Source organism: Collinsella sp. AF23-2, from assembly GCF_003459245.1.
Taxonomy (GTDB): domain Bacteria; phylum Actinomycetota; class Coriobacteriia; order Coriobacteriales; family Coriobacteriaceae; genus Collinsella.
Window position 1 is genome coordinate 4,141 of sequence record NZ_QRVG01000014.1, and the last position, 20,613, is coordinate 24,753.

Genomic DNA, 20,613 nt, shown 5'->3' on the forward strand with positions numbered 1-20,613 from the left:
GTCCCCCGGCTCGCCCGCTTTCAATCATTTAAATCGCCGTATCTACTCTGCAGACGAAGATCCACCATCAACGATTGCCTGCTCGGACTCAGGAATCCCATCGGCACCCGTGCTCTGTTCTTGCTCCACCTCTTCGCTGATTGCGGAGGCGGGGGTCGAGCCCTTCGCGCCCACGATATAGGCGGCTCCAAACCCCAACGCAATGGCAATCAAGGTCAAAATCACGTAGACAGGCCAATGGCGCTTAATATACGAAAACACGTTGACTCCTTAGAGCTCCGTCTACGAACGGCGGATAACCTCGGTCACGACCTCGGATACCGTGGCAATGTTCGTCGGGTTGACATTGTGGGGCAGGTCGTCCTCGGTACGAGCGCAAGCCAGACGCGTGCCGTCCACGCCGGCGATGGTGAGGGCTCGGCGGCTCGCCTCGAGCGCGGCGTAGGCATCGGTCTTGGCATAGGGCATCTCGAGCGCGCCACAATCGACATGGAACGACTTGCACACCTTGCTGACCAGGTTCATGATGCGGCGATCGCCCTTGAGCAGCTGCTGTTCGCCCTCAACCGTCACCACCGAAAGCCTACCGGCGCCGACGGATTCAAGATTGATGAAGAAGACGCCGCGGAGCTTATCGCGATGCGAAGCCAAGAAGGCCTTCATACCGGCGCCATCACAATCCGAGGCGCCCGTTGCCACAAACCAGATATCGTGACCGAGCAGCTCATCGTCGCCCATAGAGGCGACAGCCGAGAGCATATCTTCGGAAGAAGCGCCGTCGGAAGACGTAGCGCCGCCCTTCCAGCCATCGTTATCGTCCTCGAAATTATCCCACGAACCGATGCCGCGACCGGACTTCTTGGCATCGTAATCGTCTTCGACGCCCAGCCAGTCACTCATGCTGTCCTGTTCGTTTTTCTTTTTACGACCGAACAGGCCGCCCAGGCCGCGCTTGCGAGACTTGGGTGCCGCAGGGGCGGGAGCCGAAATGGTCTCGATCGGCTGTGCGCCCGACGCAACGGGCATAGGAGGCGCAACGGGTGCCGATGTGGGTTCGGGACCCTGGGCGGTAGCAAAGGGGTCGTTGACCTGTGCGGAGGGATCGGGAAGGTCGAACAGCGACGTGCGAGACGCAACGTTTGTCTGCTTCATCGACGGCAGCGACGGATCGGGGACCGAAGCCAGCGGAGACGAGGAGGGTGCAGGCGACGGTGCCGACGCCGGATCGGGAACATTCATCTGCGGACGCGGCGATGCTTGGGAGGAAATCTGGGCCATAAGGGAATCGACCGTTTCGTCCTGGGTGGGAGCGACATTGGCAACCGTGGCACCGGAACCACTCGGGGTCGGCATGGTGAAAATCTGCGTGGAGTAAGGCCTCGACTCATCCGTCTCGGGAGTCTCGGAAACCGCAGGCACCTCCTCCTGCTCGACCTCGGCCGAATCACCTTGATCGGCTGCCGCGTATTGCTCTTCGTCAGAGTTGACCTCGACGGACTCGTCCTCGGCAGCATCCTGAATTTCGGCAGCATCAATGGGCTCGTCATCGTCTGCCGCGTCGCCCTGCTCATCGGAAACAGGAAGGGGCTCGGCAATCGCGGTGCCTTGCTTTTCAAACGTTATCGTGGAATCGAACTGCGCGGCATCAAACGACATGGTGCTATCGACGTGCTGCTGAGCCTCGAAAGACGTCGTCGCCTCAACAACATCCGTGGACGCCGGTTGCTGGGACTCAAAGGACGTTGTAGCTTCGGCAGCGTCGACGGGCACGGACTGCATAGCCTCGTTCTGCTCGAGCTCTTGCGCCGCGCGCTCACGTGCCGCCTCGGCTGCCTGCTGCTGAGCGATAGCCTCCTGCTCGGCAGCCTCGCGTGCGGCAGCGCGCTTCTCCTCGAAATCGTCGACAAATTTCTTGCCCTTTGCAAGCGCACCCTTAAGGAAGTTGGAAGCACTGGCGCCAATCGAAGAGAACGCGGATGCAATATCGGCATGGGGCGTTGCCGCGGAAATCTCGGCCGAAAAATCAGTATCGCTCTCGTAAGACACGCGCCTCGGCTGTTCAACGTAATCGTCGTCAGGCTCGTCCGCAACGTCTTGCGCCGGCGCGGCGGGGGCCAAAATGTCCAGTCCTGCCGCGGGATCGATCGCGGACACCGCCTCGGGCTCGGCAACGGCAGCGGTAACCGCGGCAGACTCATCATCCACGGTGACGGCGGGCGCAGGTGCAGTCACGACGGGGGCAGGCTCGGGCTCAAACGTCGGCTCCTCGCCCTCCTCGTAATCGAGCGTGCAGGACTCGGGAAGCATCCCGAGCGCACGGATGGCATCCGAACCAAAGCGGATGTTGCCGGCGGCATTGCGATAGAGCTTGGGCTCGGGCTCGGCCGCGACAGGCTCCTCCGCCGGCTCGGCAGCGGAAACCTCGTCATTGAACTCTTCGGCCTGGACAGCCTGATTCTGATCCTCGGGCACGATGGCGCCAATCAGCGTCTCGTCGGCAGACGCACCCTCAAAGCCCTCGATCTGCTCGTCGAAAGCCTCGCCCTGTTCGGGCTCGGTCTGAGCGTCGGGAGCAATCGGCTGACCGAACTCGTCCTCGGCGTAGGTAGGCTCTTCATACTCGATGGTGTTGCCGTAGTCGTTTTGCTGTTGGGCCGCGGCATACTCCGCTGCTGCGCGCGCCATCTCCTCGGCACGACGCTTCTGCTCCCCAAAATAGGTATCGAACGGAACATCGTCGGGAAACTCGTTTTCGCCCTGGAAGGGAGCAACGTTGTCCATAACGCCGAGCATAGCGGCGACAGAAGACTTGTTGCACACTGCGCCGGACGTATAGGGAAGCACAAAACGGTTAGAAATGATGTTTGCCGCGTTGGCGAGCGCAACGAGGGAAGCGAGGATCGCGACAATCCACAGCAGAACCTTGAGCGCGCCGGGGAGCGGCAGGATACGCAAGATGGCAACGGCAGCAGGGGCAACCGTGGCAACGGGCAACAGCTTGGCGATGAGCGCACGATACGAAGCATAGGGCTCGCGGGCGAGCAGCTCAGCACGGGGAGAGTCGTAGTGTGCGACAACGACCACCGGGCGGTTGCGCGGAGACGCGAGCGGGCCCGAGGCCTTGTGGTAGGCGATGACATTTTGGCTCACGCCCGTCTTGCCCAGGCGCGAAACCACGGGATGGCCCGTGCGCTCGAGCACGTAAAGAACGGCACCGACAATGGCCAGCAAGGTGCCGACCAAGCCGATGCCGCCGCCGATGCCCATCAGCAGGGCGCCGGCAAACGCAAGAATACCGGTAACGGCAAATGCCAACCTGCTGGGCGCCGGGGCATTGAACTCCTGAACCTCGGGATCAAAGCCGTGGTTGCGGAAGATCTGAGCGATATCCTCGGCAGCCAAGCGCTCTTCTTCGCTGCATGCCGGCGTAATGCCGGTGTTCTGCAGCAGGTGGTTAATATAGTTCTGGGTGTTCGCCATGTGCGCTCCACATCCATAATCCGACAAATAGGCCCAATGCATGCACATTAGAACCGTATATAGTCGAAAGTATACCCCGAGCGAGCGCAAACGACCGAATTCGGGCCATCTTAACGCCCCGAGCGGACAAGGATATAGCCTAATCTCCATATCGGACTAAAATCATGGCAGCAAACCACCTTCTCATGCGAGGACTCTATGACGGCAAGCGACGCGACCGCGACAATTAAAAAGGGGAATTCGGAGCCCAGTTTCGATAAAACGGCTCAGCGCATCCTCAATCTTTTCTTTGTGCTCAACAGCTCCCCCGAACCGCTGACGACCGAGCAGATCGTCTTGGATTCTGACCTGGGATATGGCTCGGGCAATATCGACTCGGATAAGCGCAAGTTTCGGCGCGATCGTGACAAACTGCTCGAACGCGGCATCTTAATCAAGGAGGTTCGCCCCGCCGGCGCGCAGGAGACCGAGGAAAGCTCATGGACAATCGACCGCGAGCACACGTTTGCGGCAGGCGGCCTCATCACCGCAGACGACGCCGATATCCTGCTCAACGCTATCGACCAGACAATAGCGGCCGGCTCATCCACTTTTGCCGCGCCGCTTGCCGATATTCGTTCCAAGATTGCCTACCTCACCGGCAGGACGACGGCGGACGAAGCACCGATCCGCCGCTCTCCCACCGTCGATGCGGTATGGAGCGCCTTTGCCGAGCGATGCGCACTGCGATTTTTATATCAGAACGGACGCGGTGAGCAGAAAGAGCGTACCGTCTGCGTCTACGGCATGTTCGAGCGCGAGGGCGTTGCGTACTTCTGCGGCCTCGACAATGCCACCGACGACATCAGGACATTCCGCTGCGACCGTATCGTTCGCGCTTGGCGTCCTTCGAAGGCCTACGCCATCCCTGCAGACTTCAATCTCAACGACTACCTGTTCTTTGAATTCGATTTTGCCGACCGCCCGCCCGTTGCGGCTACGTTCTCGTTCGCCCCGCAGACGCAGATCGATATGATCAACGGCCTCACGCGCGGGCGAGGTGAGCTCGCACACACCGATTCGGGATGGACTTGGACCGTTGACGTGCGCGATCTTGAAGCCGCCGCCTCATTTTGCATGGCCCACGCCATGGACGGCATGAGGCCCATGGCCCCCAAATCGCTCAAGCAGGCGTGGAACCACCTCATTGAAAGGACGGTGCACGAGCATGCCCGTGCGTAAACTCACCAGCGAGCAGAGGCTCTCGCGCGCCATCGACATCATGGAGGCCCTCTACGCCGCCGGCGAGAGCGGCATGACACGAACCGAGATTTGCAGTCGCTTTGACATCACGGGGGCGTCGCTCGACGAGATTCTCGAGATCGTCTCGACGCTCGCGGACCGAGAATCGGGTGCGCGTATCATCTGCGAATGCCACGGCGAGCGCGTGGTCCTCACCGGTGACGCCGGGCGTGTACTACCGCTGCGCCTGAGTGCCGCCGAGGGCGCTGTGCTCAACCACGAACTTGAATCGTTGGGGATCGAGCCCCAGGCGGCGGCTCGAATTCGACATGCTCTTCTACCCGAAGAGCTCGGCTATAACCAGCACGTCTTTGACACCGTCAACCACGGGTCGCACTGGCAGCAGCTGAGCTGCGCCATTCAGGACGGCGTTCGCTGTCGTATCTCGTATCGCTCGATGGACGATGCGCGGCCACGCGAGCGTCTGGTCGACCCCTTGCGCATTACGGCAAACGGCGACCAAACATATCTGATTGCCTGGGACATCGCGGTCGATGAGCAGCGCACCTATCGCATGGATAAAATCGAGGGACTCGCCTTGACGGAAGACTCCGTCGTGCCTCACGCACCGGACGTCGCATCCCTCCACGATTCCCTTGCCCGGACGCAGCGTAGCGCAAAGCTCTTGATGCCATTCGATATGGCGGAGCATCTGGACTGGGCCGGCATCACCCTCATCGAGCGCAGCGGGGCAGACATGGCAACGGTAACCGTGCATTACGGCTCCGAGCGTTGGCTACTGAGCCAGATAATCGCAGCGGGCGGAGCCATCCGCATCTTGGATGACCCCACCCTGTCAAAGCGTCTGTGCGATATGGCAAAAACTCTCGTCTGTCCGCTTTAGCGCCGCCGCTCGTGGCGTGCGCGCCACAGCTGTAGATAGTGCCCGATCTGCGCCGATTCGATGCGCTGGTAGGAGCTCGTGGGCAGCGACGTTAAGAACTTCTTGCCATAGCCCTTCGTCACCAGGCGAGGATCCGCCAAGATCAGCACGCCGCTATCGGTCGACGAGCGAATCAAACGCCCCGCGGCCTGCTTAACCTCGAGCACCGCCTCGGGCAGCGAATAGCGCGCCCATGCGCGGTCTTCGCGCAGGTTGCGCTCGCACGAGAGCGGGTCCGTGGGGCTCGAGAACGGCAACTTGGGAATGATGACGCAGCGCAGCGTCTCGCCGCTGGCATCAAACCCCTCCCAGAAGGCCTTGAGCGCAAAAAGCGACGAGGTCGGTTCGTTGATAAACCGGTCGCGCAGGCGACGAGGAGATGAGTTGCGCTGCTGGCAGTTGAGCTCCAGACCCGCACGGGCCATCTTGGGCTCAACGCGGGCGTATAGGTCCTCCATGTCGCGCCGATTGGTGAACAACGTGAGCACCGATCCGCCCATGGCAAGATGGGCGTCGACCAGTACGCGCTCGAGCGCCGTAAGATAGCTCTCACGATCGCGCGGATCGGGGATATCGCCCGCAACGACTACAGCCATGTTCGAATCGAAGTCGTAGCTCGAATCCAAGTGCAGCGATGACGACGTTGAAGCACCGATGCGATCAAGGCCGACCGCATGGTTAAAGTGCTCAAAGCTTTTGGACACCGTCATGGTCGCCGAGGCAAAGATAGCCGTGTGAACCTCGGGCAGCCACTCGGTTGCCAAGGCCTCGCCAATGTCGATGCGCTCTGCGGTCATTGACTCTCCGCCGGCACGCAGCCTGCGATTGACCTGCAGCGAATACACGTAGTGTTCATCGGTACCATCAATGATGAGTTTTAGGTTCTCGGCCAGCTCGTGCAGGCGGCGCGAGATATCACCCAGGTCGACAACAACCTCTGGCTTGTCGGCGGCGACGGCTTGCACCAGCGCGTCGACGCTCTTGTCAGCTTGTTCCAATGCGTCGATGCCAGTGTAGGCCGACTGTAAGAAATCATGCCAGTCGTCAGATTCGCGCAGCTCGGGGCCAATCCATAGATTGGCATTGTCATAACCCCCACGCGCACGGCGGCCGAGCTCGCGAACGCCATCGAACACGCCGGCGATCGCCATTCTCGCGCGCGCAACCGTCGACGTCGCCTTGGCAGTAAGGCCCAGATAGAGCGTAGAGCCCTCGGAGGTTGCCAAATCACGGGAAACCTGGCTTAGCGCGCCGGTGCTCGAGCCACCCAGACGCTCAAACAGAACGCGCGATTCGTCCGCCGACACCACACGCGCCCACTGACAGCGCGCCTCGCGCTCGATGGAATGGGCCTCGTCGATTACCCAATGACGAATCGGAGGCAAAATCCTGCCCTCGGCCGCGACGTTGCGGAACAGCAGGGAATGGTTGGTGACCACCACATCGGCATGCGCCGCACGACGGCGAGCGCCGTGGACCAAACATTTATCAGGGAAAAACGGGCAGAGGCGACGAGCACACTCGCGCGAGGCCGTCGTAAAGTCGGGACGGTTGACACTGCGCCACCGAATGCCGAGCGAGTCGAGGTCGCCATCGGCTGATTGGCAGACGTACGCCATAATGACCGCGACCGCCGTGAGCGTGTCCGCCGGATCGCGCTTGGTGGTAATCTCGACCTGGCCGCGGCTCATGCGCTCGAGCTTGCGCAGGCACGGATAGTGGTCATACCCCTTGAGAGCGCAAAATGACAGACCACCGTCCAGTTGCTCGGCAAGTTTTGGCAGCTCATGGTACATGAGCTGGTCGGCAAGATTGTTCGATTTGGTCGCAATACCTACCGTGATGTTGTTACGGCGTGCTGCCTCGGCAAAAGGCACCAGATAGGCCATCGATTTGCCGACGCCCGTGCCTGCCTCAATTACTCGATGAGTGCCCGTGACCAGCGCATCGCGGACCTCGAGCGCCATCGCGATCTGCTCATCACGCGGCTCGTAGGTGGGATACATGCGATTGACAAGGCCACCTGGCGCATAGTCTGCCTCGATCTCCTCACGACTCGGCATCTTGAGAACCGGCAGCTCATCGGCGTCCACCCGATCGTCGGCGCGATCGGCCTTGAGAACGTCAGCACGAGCGGCGCTGAGAGAGAAGATAGAACCAGGGTTCTGCCTTGCCAAGAATGAGAAGATAGGACGATAGGACCAAGGCACGTCCGGATGCATGTCGGCTAGGCGCGCCATGAGGCCCTGGGGCAAGTCGGTGAGCGCCACGAGCAACACGCGCCATACGCCACACAGGGCGTCGACGTCGGCATTGGCACGGTGTGATACCGAGTCGCAGCCAAACAGATCGGCCATAAAAGACAGCTTGTGCGAGGCCAGGCGCGGAAGCGCGATGCGCGACAGCGCCAGCGAATCGATCCAAATATCGCTCACGTTGACGCCGCCTTTGACCGACTCGATAAACGAGCGGTCGAACGTGGCGTTATGTGCGATCACCGGGCAACCACCGACAAAATCGGCGAGAGCGGCGACGGCCTCAACGGCCGACGGAGCATCTGCCACATCGGCATTTGTAATGCTCGTGAGCTCGGTAATCTCGGCGGGAATCAGCTGTTTGGGATGCACGAAGGTATCGAAGCGGTCGACGACCTCGCGGCCCGAAAGACGGGCCGCCGAGATCTCGATCAGCTCATTGTCCTGCACCGAAAGACCCGTGGTCTCGGTATCGAGGACAATCACATCTTCCTCGATAAGGCCGAAGGACTGCGTTTTGGCGCGTTCGGCAAGCGTGGCATAGGAGTCGATGACAAACTGCGGCGTTCCTGACGAAACCGCGTCCTCGATTAGCATGCAATGCCCGCTCGACGAAGACCCATACGGATCAGGCTGTCACAGACCTGCGGGAACGTCATGTCGTCGGTGTGGCGGATCTCATCCGGATACAGCGACGTATCGGTCATACCGGGAATGGTATTGGTCTCGAGGATAACGGGGCCGTCTTCGCTCACGATAAAATCGCTGCGCGAGATACCCAGGCAACCGAGCGCCTTGTGAGCGGCACAGGCAAGCTCCTGGGCACGAGCGTAGTTCTCGGGTGAAATCTGCGCCGGAATGCGATGGATGTCCGTAGGGTCGACATATTTCACGTCCAGATCGTAGAACTCGCAGTCCTCGGGCTTACGGATCTCGACAATCGGCAGGGCGCGCACGTCATCCTCGCCGTATACGCCAACGGTGATCTCGGTACCCTCGATGCACTTCTCGACCAGCACTTTGTCGCCGTACTCAAACGCCTTGGCGATTGCCGCGGGTAGCTCGGAGGGCTCATGGACCAGGGAAATGCCATAGCTGGAACCGTTGACGGCCGGCTTCACAAAGCAGCGCTCGCCACAAACCTCGACGATATGATCGATATCGACTTCATCGCCCACCTCGAGCGCGATGCCGGGGGCAATGGGAATGCCCGCCTTGGCGTACAGGAGCTTAGAGACCTCCTTGTCGGCACCGCAGGCGCTGGCAAGCACGCCCGAGGCCGTGTAGGGGATACCCAGGGTCTCCATGGCGCCCTGCATGGCGCCATCCTCACCGCCGGCGCCGTGCATGGCGATAAATGCCACGTCGAAACCGCCGGTCGCCATGGTTACCATAAAGTCATCGGCAGCCGTGTCGAGCAGCTCCACCGAGGTGTAGCCGGCTTCCTTCAGTGCCACCACGACGTTCTTTCCCGAATTGAGCGAGATCTCGCGCTCAGCGGAATGACCGCCCGCCAAGACCGCTACGTGCATGTTCTCTAGGCTTTTACCCGGCATGGGCAGACTCCTCCTCTATAATTTCTGCAGCTGATACCATATTGTAGCGATACCCTCTACGTTTCCCCAAAATCGAAAGGCTTCCATGAATCCCAGGACTAAATCTCAGGACATTCGCGACTTGAGCCAAAACGATATTCGCGAGCTCGTGGCCGAACTTGGCCAGCCCGCCTTCCGCGCCAAGCAACTCATCGAGTGGGTCTTTGAGAAGAACGTTTGTTCGTTTGACGATATGACCAACCTTCCCAAGGCTTTCCGCGAACAGCTTAAAGAGGCGTTTGCCTTTGATACGCCGACCGAACTCACCAAGCAGGTTTCCAAAGATGGCTCTCGCAAGTATCTGCTCGAGTACCACGACGGCATTTCCGTCGAGACCGTCGGTATGCCCCGTCGAAACAAGCTTTCCGTCTGCGTTTCCACCCAGGCAGGCTGTGGCATGGGCTGCGCCTTTTGCGCTACCGGTCTCAACGGCCTTAAGCGTTCTCTGACAGCTCAAGAGATCGTCGACCAGGTACTTCATGTATCCAACGACTTTGGCGAGCGCGCCACGAGCGTTGTCTTCATGGGCCAGGGCGAGCCGTTTGCCAACTACGACGAGGTTCTCAAGGCGCTGCGAATCCTCAACGACCCCGACGGCATCGGTATCGGCGCTCGTCACCTCACCGTCTCTACCAGCGGCGTTATTCCCGGTATTCGCAAATTTGCCGACATCCCCGAGCAATTCACGCTTGCCGTTTCCCTGCATTCCGCCATCCAGTCGACGCGCAATAAGCTCATGCCCGGTGTTAAGAAGTACACGCTGCTTCGCCTTCACGAAGCGCTTCAGCTCTACACCGAGAAGACTGGCCGCCGCCCGACCTATGAGTATGCCATGATCGAAGGCGTCAACGATACGAATCCCGAGATGCAGGCGCTCTGCGACTTCTGCGAGGGAACGCTGTGCCACGTTAACCTCATTCAGCTTAACGACATCGAGGGCAGCCCGCTCAAGCCGTCGCCGATTCATAAGGTTGAGGATCTTCAGCGTCGTCTTGAGTCCCGTGGCATCGAGACCACGATCCGTAACTCCCGTGGTAACGATATTGACGCCGCTTGCGGACAGCTGAAGCAGCGCTTCAAAGTTCAGAAGAACGCATAGGGGAGTCGCACCCCAAAACGTTTCATGTGAAACATGAACGACCCCGGTTGCAGAATATGCAAGCGGGGTCGTTTCATTTATTGACCTCAATTTTGGACCGTTGCTAGCTTTCCCATTTTTTACGGACAAAATAAGCGGCCTTTGTCTCATGAATCAGACAAGGGCCGCTCAAAATATGCAGGGTAATTGTTAGGTACCTAATAGCCTACATTTTCCCATTGGTTGCTAACCCAACCTTGATTAATCTTAGGATTTTTCGTTACCTGAGCAGTGCGCATGGCAACATCTTCTGTCATAACATCCATTTTCTTCTTGGAAGTATCGACAATATCCCACGCACCACGAAGCAAACGACCTCGAAGTTCATCGTCTGTCGCGATCTTATAGCCAGCAAAGGCACCAGCCGCGACAGTCGTCACCAATGCAATCGCAGTTAAAATCTTATTCCTCATCTTGGCCTCCTTGATCAAACTGAATCATTTCACCAAGAATACGAGAGAGCTCTTCCTCGTCTTTAAACTCAATCTCAATCTTATTCTTTCCACGCGAGCTCTTCACGCGCACGTTGGTATTAAATACCTGACGAAGTACACGCGCAGCCTTTTTAAAAGACTGAGGCGTTGCAGGCCTCGGTGTCTTAGGTGTCTCTCCGGCAGAAAACAACGGAGCAAGATTTTCTGTCGCTCTAACGGAAAGGCCTTCTGCAACAACCTTCTCAGCAAGTCGAATCCTTGCATCTTCATATGGAACTGCAAGAATCGCTCTCGCATGGCCAGCAGTAAGCTTGCCCTCGAAAATCATCTGCTGTACGACTTCGGGAAGATCTAGCAAACGAAGTGAATTTGTAATTGCAGAACGAGACTTACTGACAGCCTTTGATAACGCCTCTTGTGTCATACCGCTAGCATCAATGAGCTGACGATAACCCTTCGCCTCTTCGACGGGATTCAAATCAGAACGCTGAAGATTCTCGATAAGAGCAAGAGCGAGCATCTCCTCATCATTAACTTCCTTAATGATGACAGGCAGTTCCTCAAGACCAGCAAGCTTTGACGCCTGGTAACGACGCTCACCAGCGATGATCTCATAGCCGTTTCCATGCTTTCGAACCAAAAGCGGCTGCAAAACGCCATGTTCTTGGATTGACTCACTCAACTCTCGAAGTTCAGTTTCGTTAAAGTGAATTCGCGGCTGGTTAGGGTTGGGAACAATATCCTCAATAGGTAGTTTTGTTTCAGATGCGGCATTTGAAGCAGATGCAGCCGAACCACCGGTCTCATACTCGGCCTCTGAGACCAAAGCATTGAGTCCACGTCCCAATCCGCCACGTTTCTTTACACTAGGCACGCTTGATCACCTCTTTTGCAAGGTTCATATACGCTTTTGCACCCTTATTTTGAGGTGCATAGGTAATTACCGGTTCTCCAAAAGACGGAGCTTCGGAGATTTTAACCGTACGGGGGATCAGCGTTTTAAACGCCTTATCACCAAAGTACGATTGAACCTCCTCAACAACTTGATTCGATAGAGAAGTACGTGAGTCATACATGGTCATAAGCACGCCATAGGTGTCTAAGCCCTTGTTCAGACGTGATTTGACCATCTTCATTGACTCAAGCAGCTTCGTAACGCCCTCGAGTGCGTAATACTCGCACTGGATTGGAATCAAAACGCTATCTGCTGCGGTCAAGGCATTGATAGTAAGCAGGCCGAGCGAAGGAGGACAGTCAATGAAAATAAAATCGAACTCGTCCTGAATCGGCTCAAGCAAATCTTTGAGGCGGGTTTCACGAGCAATTGCGCTTACGAGCTCAATTTCGGCACCTGCAAGCTGAATCGTAGCTGGAATTACGAATACCTTTTTGCAATTTGTATCAAGAACAAGCGATTCTGCCGGCACATCATTCAACAATGCATCATAGATGCAGTGATCAAGGTCTTCTTTTTCAATTCCAAATCCACTGGTACTGTTTCCCTGCGGATCAAAATCGACAATCAGTGTCTTACGACCCTGCTCACCCAGTGCTGCTGCAAGGTTTACAGCCGTCGTTGACTTACCGACGCCGCCTTTTTGATTGATGATTGCAATGATACGCGTGTCTTTTGCGTTCTTAGAACGCTTAACGTCGCGAAATCCCACGGTCCCTCCTGGTGTGTATTAAAGCTGTCAAACGGAGGATGTTTCACGTGAAACATTCCGATTCGATATCAACCGCCATGTTTCACGTGAAACATTGCAAGTTGTTAGTATCCATTATGTTTCACGTGAAACATCTAGGCAAGCGGATTCTTCTTAGCCATGCCATTTGCACGAGGCAATGAAACGGATGCTGGATGACTCTTCTTGAGAACAATGAACTCCCTGTGGCCCAAGCCCTCAGGCAAATCGATTGCGTCATTAAGAAGCAAAGTGAAGCCGCAAATCTTAGCTGCCGACATGCCGGAAACTAGCTCCTCATCCGAAGGATTACCCTTGGTGATAACAAATAGACCTCCATCCTTGAGGAACGGAGCCGCATACTCAACAAGAATCGGTAGAGGGGCAAGTGCGCGGGCGGTTACGACAGAAAACTGCTTCTTATGGCTTCGAGCATATTCTTCAAGGCGATCATGAATCGCATGAGCATGTTTCAACCCAAGAGCATGAACAAAAGAATTGACGGCATCAACCTTCTTACCAACAGAGTCAATATAAGTAGCTTTACGATGCGTGGTTATGGTTAACGGAATACCAGGGAAGCCCGCACCTGTCCCCATATCGAGCAAAGCTCCCTCAGGAGCCTTATTGATATAGGGGAGCAAAACAAGTGAGTCGAGGATATGAAGTACCGCAGCATCTTCTACGTTAAGAATACGGGTGAGATTAGTTGTCTTATTTGTTTCCAGAACCAAATCCAAATGCTGAATACATTTCCTCAGCTCAACATCAGATACGCTCAAGGAATACTCTTTGCAATAGGAAGTTAGACGAGTCAACATCTCGTCAGCTTGCTGATCAGTAAGTACTAACAACGAAAGCTCCTTTCTGACAAAAATCAGTGTATCGAGAACTTTTGACAAAAAAAGGGGACGTGGAAACCACGTCCCCTTAGCATAAGCTCGAGCAGATTATCGAGCAACAATCACCACATGGCGATCAGGGTCAGAACCCTCAGAATGAGTATCGACGGCATCATTGCCACGAAGTGCAATGTGAACCAGTCGACGCTCATAGGCATTCATGGGCGGAAGCGAAACACTCTTATGAGTGCGGATGGCACGCTCGGCTGCAGACTGAGCCATGGAGGCAACCTTGTCCTGACGGCGGCTCTTGTATCCCTCGACGTCCACTACAACCGGATACCTAAAGCCAAGCTTGCGGCTCACTAGCAAAGAGAACATAACCTGAAGGGCATCAAGGGTGCGACCATGACGGCCAATGAGAACAGCAAGGTCGGGAGCCGTTACATCCAGAATCAGCTCACCCTCGTCGCCCTCATACTCATCGATAGGAGAGTTGGCGGCATCGAAGTGCGAAAGGATGGAACGCAGGATGGAAATCGCGACATCGGCAATGGTGTCGAGTTCCTCGTCGGTCAGCTCTTCACCGGCCTTGTAGCGCTGTGCAATCTCGGGATAATCGCCCGCGACCTGCGGGGCAACCTCCTCAAGCATATCCTCGATGATCTCTTCAGACATAACGTACTCCAAAAGTTAGGTACCTAAATAAGATTGATATCCCGCTACTTCTTCTTGTGCGGGCGCGGCTTCTTCTCGCGACGAGTGACCTCAACCTGCAGCGGCGCGTTCTTAAGGCGCTCCTCCTCATCGGCCTTCGCCTTGTCGATGACCTTCTGCGTCACAAAAATCTGCTGGATAACCTGCCAAGCAGACGAGACGTCGTAGTACAGCAGAACACCAACGGGAAGGCTCCAGCCCATCCAAAGCATCATGACCGTCATGACAACGGCCATCATACGCATGCTCTGAGCCTGCTGGCCGGTCTGGTTGCGCGACATATAGAGCTGCGGAATCAGGGTCAGGACAGCGAACAGGATCAGGCAGACCAGCGCAGGCAGCGCGACCATAAAGCCATCGGCAAAGGAGGCACTCGGCGTGGTGGTCAGGTCGGGCAGAATATTAAAGAACGAGAACGTGCCGTCGTTAAAGTAGTCCGGCAGGTTACGCAGCAGCGTAAATAGGGCGAACAGGACAGGCATCTGAATCAACAGCGGCAGACAACCAGCCATCGGGTTGAACTTGTTCTCGCTGTAGAACTTCTGCATTTCCTCGGCCTGACGCTGGGGATCGTCGGCATAGCGCTCCTGGATCTCGAGCATCTTGGGCTGCAGCACCTGCATGCGTGCCGTCGACTTAGTCGACTTGAGCATAAGCGGCGTCAGCAGCAGACGGATGATGACCACCAGGATGATGATGGACAGGCCCCAGTCGACCGCAAAGGTCTGGATGAGCTTGAGCAGCTCGAAAAGGATGTTAACGATCCAATCCCACATGTAAGTTTTCCTCCGATAGCGAGTGCCCGCTAGGGCACAGGGTCATAACCGCCGACGTGCAGGGGATTGCAGCGAGCGATGCGCCTCACGGCAAGCCAGCAGCCTCTCAAAACACCGTACTTCTCAATCGCCTGGACGGCGTATTGCGAGCACGTTGGGTAATAAATGCAGGCGTCAGGCAATAAGGGCGAAATAACCTGTTGATATATGCGAATAGGAGCGATGGCAACACGTCGCAAAACGTGATTGCTCATCGCTCCTCCCCGGCAACGCCGGCGCGTTTCATAAGCGAACGCAATGCATTGTCCATCTCCTGAGGCGAAGAAACCCTCGTCTTGGGAGTTGCGAACAAGATGATGTCATAACCCGCAACGGGAAATCCACAGCTGCGGGCGGCCTCGCGCATCACACGCTTAGAACGGTTGCGCACGACAGCACAACCGAGCCGTTTAGCACCAACGAAGGCGACCCTTCCGGAGTCGCCTTCGCCAACCGATTCACATATGGTCATTCGAATCAGAGGGTGATTGAAACGACGCCCCTGACTGAACACATGCTCGAAATCTTGCCGAGACTTAATAGTCTTCATGCGAGATGTGTGTATCGCTGCTAGACAGTGAGACGCTTGCGGCCCTTGGCGCGACGACGGGCGAGCACGGCACGACCACCCTTAGTGGCCATACGGGCACGGAAGCCATGGGTCTTGGCACGCTTACGCTTATTAGGCTGATACGTACGCTTCATCTTAAGTTCCTCCTGCTGCATTTCGAGTGTCCGCGGGGGCGCGGACGCAGATATAGACACGTGAGCTTGAAGATTGTAGGGAAATCAATGTTCAAATGTCAAGAAATCAAAGGTAAAAGGTTGCGCAGTTCACACGGTTCCCCCATAAGCCGAGCTCGATTTAGCGGTGCATGGCAACTTTTCACGATATTTCATCGAGTTTTCAACAGGTCATGTTGGCAATGTTGAGAACTTTTCGTCCGTTTTCCAAAGTTTTCAACAGGTTTTGAAAAGTTGTCGAAAGATGAGAAACATTGCACGGTGAGCTACTATTTGTTCGAAACCTTTTGAAAGATTGCGAGCGGCATGTCTGACGACTTTTACACCATGGTCGATTCCGGAGACCCGGCACCCGACAACGAGCACATCACCGGCGTGCGCGAAGAGCGTGACGAAGGCGAGCAGACGACCACGCAGGCGCCAAAAGCCATGTACGCCGCGCGCATCGCCGTCTATGACGACATGCTGTCGACACCGCGTGTGATCGTCATTGATCCGCAAGATGTCCGCACGTATTTGGAAGAGACGACCAACACCGTCTACCAGTGCATGAAAGAACAAGGTGGCCATATCTCGCTCATGGTCATCCGCGAGATTGTCGAAAACTTTATCCACGCGCACTTTGCCGAGCCCATCATCTCGATTCTGGACGGCGGAGACACCATCCGCTTTGCTGATCAAGGACCCGGCATCGACGACAAGGAGCGCGCTTTCGACTTTGGCGTTACCAGCGCAAACAGCAAGATGAAGCGCTATATCCGTGGAACCGGAGCAGGGTTTCCCATGGTGCAGGAGTATTTGGAAAACGCCGGCGGGGCCGTGTCCATCGAGGACAACATGGGCAACGGCACCGTGGTTACGGTAAGCCTGGATCCTAAACGCGTGCAGGAAATCGAACGCGCCGGCGGGCGCGGTGCTGCCGTGCGGCCCGAGACGGAGCAGCCCGCATATCCCCTGCCGGGAGCTTTTGCGCAGCAGCCCATGGCAACGCAACAGATGCAGCCCCGCGTGGGACAGATGCAGCAGCCCGGAATGCTTCCTACACAAGAGTCCCAGGCGGCGTCGATGTCGATGCCGCCAAACGTGCCAGAGGCCATGCCGCTGGCGGATCAGGATGCAGCAGCAATGCAGCAGGCGACGGGGGCACCGGGTGGCCAGCAAATGGGATATCAGCCGTACCAACAGGGATATCCATATCAGCAGATGCCGCCACTGGGGTATGGCCAGCAGTTCCCACAGCAGTACCAGCAGGGATATCAGCAGCCGTACCAGCAGATGCCGCAGCAGCAGTACAACCCCTGGGCCCAGCAGATGACTCCGCAGCCTTACCAACAGTGGCCTCAAAGTTTTCAACAGCAAATGCCGCCGATGCAGAGTTCTCAACAATCAGCAGCTCAAATGATGTATCCTAATGCAGCAAATCAGTATGCGCAGCCACAGTCGGACGTGTTCGTAAGCGATCGCGGCAACGCCGCGCTGGGCTATCTGGCGCAAAATCAAGCGTGCGGTGCAACCGATCTGGCGAGGGCGTTTGGAAACTCGGCCCCCACTTGGTCACGCACGCTCAATGACTTGGCGCAGGCCGGCTTGGTCATCAAGCATGGCCAGAAATACCATCTGACCGAACTCGGCGCCGCTCGCGTGCGAGCTCAGAGCTAAAGAACGGGAGAGACAGTGGACGAGGAAGCAAGCATCATCCTGGGGGATGCCATCGCCTTTTGCCAGCGCGACGGCCAAGATGCACGCCTCATCAACATGCTGGGGCAATCGCGCGCCATAAGCCTGACCGAAGATACGCTCACGATCGAGGCCCCCTCGCGCTTTGCCATCGCGCAGCTCAAAAAGCATCAGCCGACCATTGAGGCCTATCTGGAAGAAATCGCCTTTGCACCGATTGCGCTCGACATCGTGGCACCGCAAGGCGCCGCGACGGAATCCGCTGCCGCGACGGCGCCCGCCACGGCCCCCGCTGCTTCCCCGGCGGCGCCGGCCTCCGCAGGCGACGTGCCGACAATCGGGCACCAGCACAGCGATGTTTCCCGTGAAACCATGGCACCGTTGCCGACCGCGGCGGCGACGTCAACGAACGCACCCGTCACGCACATGCCCATCGCTCACGACGCAACGACGGGCGCGGATTCGGGCATTGCAATCAAGAACACGCTCTCGGCCGATGATTTTCGTCGCATGATGAACCAGATGAAGGGCGGAGCGCCAACTAAATCCACGCAAGCTGCGACCCCCGCTTCACCCATGCCAGCACCGACCGCGCCGGCCGAACAGAATACGGATGGAGCCCCGCTCGCCGCGAACTCAAAATTTACCTTTGAGAACTTTGTCTACGGCCCCGAGAACAGCCATGCCTATCGCTCGGCACTCAAGTTTGCCGCCCTCGCGGACGAGCGGGGCACGTGCACATCACTGTTCATCTACGGCAAATCGGGCCTGGGCAAGACGCACCTGCTGCTTGCCATCAAAAACGAGCTCGCCGAAAAGTCGCCCGAGATCAAGGTCAAGTATGCCAACTCCCAGGCATATCTGGACGACCTGATGACCGAGTTCGACCGCCAAAAGAAGAGCAACGCCCCCATCATGCAGGCGTACCACGGCGTGGACGTGCTCATCATCGACGACATCCAAAACATCATCGGCAAGCGCGCGAGCGTGGACTACTTTTTCCAGCTCATGGACGAGTTCATCCGCAACAACAAGAAGGTCGTCATCGCGGCAGACCGCGCCCCCAAGGACCTGAGCATGGACGAGCGTCTAACCAGCCGCTTCAACGCCGGCATGCTCTGCCTGGTCGCAGAGCCCAGCTACGAAATGAAATACAAGATCTTGCAGCGCTATTACGAGAACACCATCGTCGCCGCTCCCGAGGCAGGCGACGACTCGCTGCTGGCGGCCTATGGGGGCGACGGCGGGCACCTAACCGACGAGCACTTTAAACACATGGCCGAGGTCTCGGGCACCAACATCCGCGAACTCGAGAGCTTTTGCGAGCGCTGCGCCGGCGAGGCGGGCGACCGCGAGCGCGAGGGCGGGGAGCTCACCTTTGACGATATCGACGCCATCGCCAGCCAGTACTTTGACACATCGGCCAAAAAGATCAACGTCCAGACGGTTCAGTCCGTCATCGAAGAGCAGTACGGCGTGACGCACGAGGAGCTCATCGGCCCGCGTCGCAACGCCAATATCGCCAAAGCACGCCATATCGCTATCTACCTGGCCATCGAGATGTGCGAGATGACGACCACGGCGGTGGGCGCCGAATTTGGCAACCGCAACCACTCGACCGTCAGCACGAGTTACAAAAAGGTCCAGAAGATGATCCAGGAAGACCGCACCGTCACCGAAGACCTCAAGTCGCTGCGCGATAAAATTACACTGCGCTCATAGGGAAATAGAGACACCTGTTGAAAACTTGTCGAAACCACGGGCATAAGGTGTCTAAAACCCAACCCGCGGTGATGAAAAGTTTTGCGCAGGTTTTGAACGTGGAAAACCACCCCTGTTGCACACAGGTTGCTGTCGATTCTCTTTCTTGGTCTGACCTGCGTCTTTGGGAGTAATCAACAGTTTCGTCAGTGCTATTACTATTATTAAGATATTTATATCTATAGAAAGGTATTAAAAGATGAAGTTCACCGTCAGCCAGAGCTCGCTTACACAAGCCATCGGCGTCGTTATGAAGGGTGTCGCTTCGGCATCCACCCTTCCCATCCTGTCGGGCGTGCTCGTTAAGGCCCAAGACGGCATCTTGGAATTCCAGACCTCTAACTACACTATCTCGATCCGTCATCGCATCGCGGCGCATGTCGAAGAAGAGGGCGAGATGGTTATTCCCTGTAAGATGCTCTCCAATATCACCAAGACCCTCCCCGATGCCCCGGTTACCTTTGAGCTGTCCGAGCGCCAGGTGCTGATTGGTTGCGAGAAGAGCTCTTTCCGCCTGAACACGCTCGATGCCAATGACTTCCCCGAGTTTCCGGCCTATGCCATCGAGAGTGCCGTGGAGCTGCCGACCGATGTCTTGTCCGAAATGGTCGGCCGCGTGTGGCGCGTCACCTCGACCGACAAGGCTCGCCCCATCCTGGGCGGCGTGCACATGAAGGTCGAGAACAACACCGTACGCCTGGTAGCGACCGATTCCTTCCGCTTGGCCGTGTGCGATACGCAGGTCGAGACCTCGACCCTCGAGGGCTCCTTTGAGCTCAACGTTCCGGCTGACGCCTTTAACGACGCGCTGAACATCATGGCCAGCCAAGCGACCATCATGATCGGCGCTACCGACACCCAGGTCGTCTTCGAGGCCGGCAACACCACCTACGTGTCGCGTCGCATCGAGGGCGTGTACCCCAACTACAAGCAGCTCATCCCCGATTCGTGCGTGACGAGCGTCAAGATCGACGTCGCCGCCTTTAACGCCGCCCTCAAGCGCGTGGCCGTCATCGCGAGCGCCAACCCCGCCGTCAAGTTCGAGATCGATGTCGAGAACGGGCAGATGGGCCTGTCCTCCATTTCCAATGACCAGGACCTTGCGCAGGAGACGATCGATGTCGAGGCCGAGGGCGAGTCGGGTACCATCGCCTTCAACTACCACTACATCTTCGGCTGCCTCAATGCCCTGTCCAAGGAGAAGGAGATCACGCTGGAGCTCAAGAGCTACTCGCAGGCGGGCATCTTTAAGTCCTACGACAAGATCAACTACCTGTACCTGGTCATGCCGGTCCGCATCTAGCGC

The 20,613-nt window shown here is 57.1% G+C and carries 19 protein-coding genes; 6 read left to right on the plus strand and 13 right to left on the minus strand.

Going from position 1 to position 20,613, the window contains the following annotated elements:
- Nucleotides 1-42: 42 nt before the first annotated feature.
- Together DWY03_RS06640 and DWY03_RS06645 are read right to left on the minus strand one after the other, a co-directional pair.
- Nucleotides 43-261 carry a hypothetical protein gene (locus DWY03_RS06640; RefSeq protein WP_022094153.1) on the minus strand — a complete coding sequence of 73 codons (219 nt, stop codon included), beginning with the start codon at nt 259-261 and terminating at the stop codon, nt 43-45.
- Nucleotides 262-282: 21 nt separating this feature from the next.
- Nucleotides 283-3,480, minus strand: a complete 3,198-nt coding sequence (locus tag DWY03_RS06645) for a hypothetical protein (RefSeq protein ID WP_117820626.1) — start codon at nt 3,478-3,480, stop codon at nt 283-285.
- 198 nt (nt 3,481-3,678) lie between these two features.
- Here DWY03_RS06645 and DWY03_RS06650 point away from each other — a divergent pair, with 198 nt between their 5' ends.
- Together DWY03_RS06650 and DWY03_RS06655 are read left to right on the plus strand one after the other, a co-directional pair.
- Nucleotides 3,679-4,701 carry a YafY family protein gene (locus DWY03_RS06650; protein ID WP_117647825.1) on the plus strand — a complete coding sequence of 341 codons (1,023 nt, stop codon included), beginning with the start codon at nt 3,679-3,681 and terminating at the stop codon, nt 4,699-4,701.
- The gene (locus DWY03_RS06655) at nt 4,688-5,605 is read left to right on the plus strand and encodes a YafY family protein (protein WP_117820627.1); all 918 of its coding nucleotides are present in this window, start codon (nt 4,688-4,690) and stop codon (nt 5,603-5,605) included. Before DWY03_RS06650 ends, DWY03_RS06655 begins: the two co-directional genes overlap by 14 nt.
- On the opposite strand, the gene DWY03_RS06660 is transcribed toward DWY03_RS06655, so the two are convergent.
- Entirely contained in the window at nt 5,602-8,496 is a 2,895-nt protein-coding gene (locus DWY03_RS06660) for a helicase C-terminal domain-containing protein (RefSeq protein WP_117820628.1), read from the minus strand. The two genes, DWY03_RS06655 and DWY03_RS06660, sit on opposite strands and share 4 nt — an antisense overlap.
- Nucleotides 8,490-9,455 carry a D-alanine--D-alanine ligase gene (locus tag DWY03_RS06665; protein ID WP_117820629.1) on the minus strand — a complete coding sequence of 322 codons (966 nt, stop codon included), beginning with the start codon at nt 9,453-9,455 and terminating at the stop codon, nt 8,490-8,492. The genes DWY03_RS06660 and DWY03_RS06665 overlap by 7 nt, the downstream gene beginning before the upstream one ends.
- A gap of 85 nt (nt 9,456-9,540) precedes the next feature.
- On the opposite strand from DWY03_RS06665, the gene rlmN reads away from it, so the two are divergent.
- On the plus strand, nt 9,541-10,593 hold the full coding sequence (gene rlmN, locus DWY03_RS06670) for a 23S rRNA (adenine(2503)-C(2))-methyltransferase RlmN (protein ID WP_055251319.1): 1,053 nt from the start codon (nt 9,541-9,543) through the stop codon (nt 10,591-10,593).
- Between the two features lie 197 nt (nt 10,594-10,790).
- Here the strand turns inward: rlmN and DWY03_RS06675 are convergent, their stop codons facing one another.
- The 9 genes from DWY03_RS06675 to rpmH form a co-directional block, all read right to left on the minus strand.
- Nucleotides 10,791-11,045 carry a hypothetical protein gene (locus tag DWY03_RS06675; protein WP_117820630.1) on the minus strand — a complete coding sequence of 85 codons (255 nt, stop codon included), beginning with the start codon at nt 11,043-11,045 and terminating at the stop codon, nt 10,791-10,793.
- Nucleotides 11,035-11,940, minus strand: coding sequence for a ParB/RepB/Spo0J family partition protein (locus tag DWY03_RS06680; RefSeq protein ID WP_195361607.1), 906 nt, complete (start codon nt 11,938-11,940; stop codon nt 11,035-11,037). The genes DWY03_RS06675 and DWY03_RS06680 overlap by 11 nt, the downstream gene beginning before the upstream one ends.
- On the minus strand, nt 11,933-12,733 hold the full coding sequence (locus DWY03_RS06685; RefSeq protein ID WP_055251322.1) for a ParA family protein: 801 nt from the start codon (nt 12,731-12,733) through the stop codon (nt 11,933-11,935). Before DWY03_RS06685 ends, DWY03_RS06680 begins: the two co-directional genes overlap by 8 nt.
- A gap of 134 nt (nt 12,734-12,867) precedes the next feature.
- A complete protein-coding gene (gene rsmG / locus DWY03_RS06690; protein WP_229057815.1) occupies nt 12,868-13,533 on the minus strand; it encodes a 16S rRNA (guanine(527)-N(7))-methyltransferase RsmG in 666 nt (221 codons plus the stop codon).
- Nucleotides 13,534-13,701: 168 nt separating this feature from the next.
- The gene (locus DWY03_RS06695) at nt 13,702-14,271 is read right to left on the minus strand and encodes a R3H domain-containing nucleic acid-binding protein (protein WP_022093802.1); all 570 of its coding nucleotides are present in this window, start codon (nt 14,269-14,271) and stop codon (nt 13,702-13,704) included.
- Between the two features lie 44 nt (nt 14,272-14,315).
- Entirely contained in the window at nt 14,316-15,086 is a 771-nt protein-coding gene (locus tag DWY03_RS06700; protein WP_055251326.1) for a YidC/Oxa1 family membrane protein insertase, read from the minus strand.
- A 29-nt stretch (nt 15,087-15,115) separates the two neighbouring features.
- Nucleotides 15,116-15,340, minus strand: a complete 225-nt coding sequence (gene yidD / locus DWY03_RS06705) for a membrane protein insertion efficiency factor YidD (RefSeq protein ID WP_022093804.1) — start codon at nt 15,338-15,340, stop codon at nt 15,116-15,118.
- The gene (rnpA, locus tag DWY03_RS06710) at nt 15,337-15,675 is read right to left on the minus strand and encodes a ribonuclease P protein component (protein ID WP_082435526.1); all 339 of its coding nucleotides are present in this window, start codon (nt 15,673-15,675) and stop codon (nt 15,337-15,339) included. The genes yidD and rnpA overlap by 4 nt, the downstream gene beginning before the upstream one ends.
- Nucleotides 15,676-15,695: 20 nt before the next feature.
- Nucleotides 15,696-15,830 carry a 50S ribosomal protein L34 gene (rpmH, locus tag DWY03_RS06715; RefSeq protein ID WP_019127408.1) on the minus strand — a complete coding sequence of 45 codons (135 nt, stop codon included), beginning with the start codon at nt 15,828-15,830 and terminating at the stop codon, nt 15,696-15,698.
- A gap of 366 nt (nt 15,831-16,196) precedes the next feature.
- Here rpmH and DWY03_RS06720 point away from each other — a divergent pair, with 366 nt between their 5' ends.
- The 3 genes from DWY03_RS06720 (at nt 16,197) to dnaN (ending at nt 20,610) form a co-directional block, all read left to right on the plus strand.
- Entirely contained in the window at nt 16,197-17,528 is a 1,332-nt protein-coding gene (locus tag DWY03_RS06720) for an ATP-binding protein (protein ID WP_231500806.1), read from the plus strand.
- Nucleotides 17,529-17,543: 15 nt separating this feature from the next.
- Nucleotides 17,544-19,268 (plus strand): DnaA ATPase domain-containing protein, encoded by a 1,725-nt coding sequence (locus tag DWY03_RS06725; RefSeq protein ID WP_117820633.1) that lies wholly within the window; start codon nt 17,544-17,546, stop codon nt 19,266-19,268.
- 238 nt (nt 19,269-19,506) lie between these two features.
- Nucleotides 19,507-20,610, plus strand: coding sequence for a DNA polymerase III subunit beta (gene dnaN, locus DWY03_RS06730; RefSeq protein WP_099432409.1), 1,104 nt, complete (start codon nt 19,507-19,509; stop codon nt 20,608-20,610).
- The last annotated feature ends 3 nt before the right edge of the window (nt 20,611-20,613 follow it).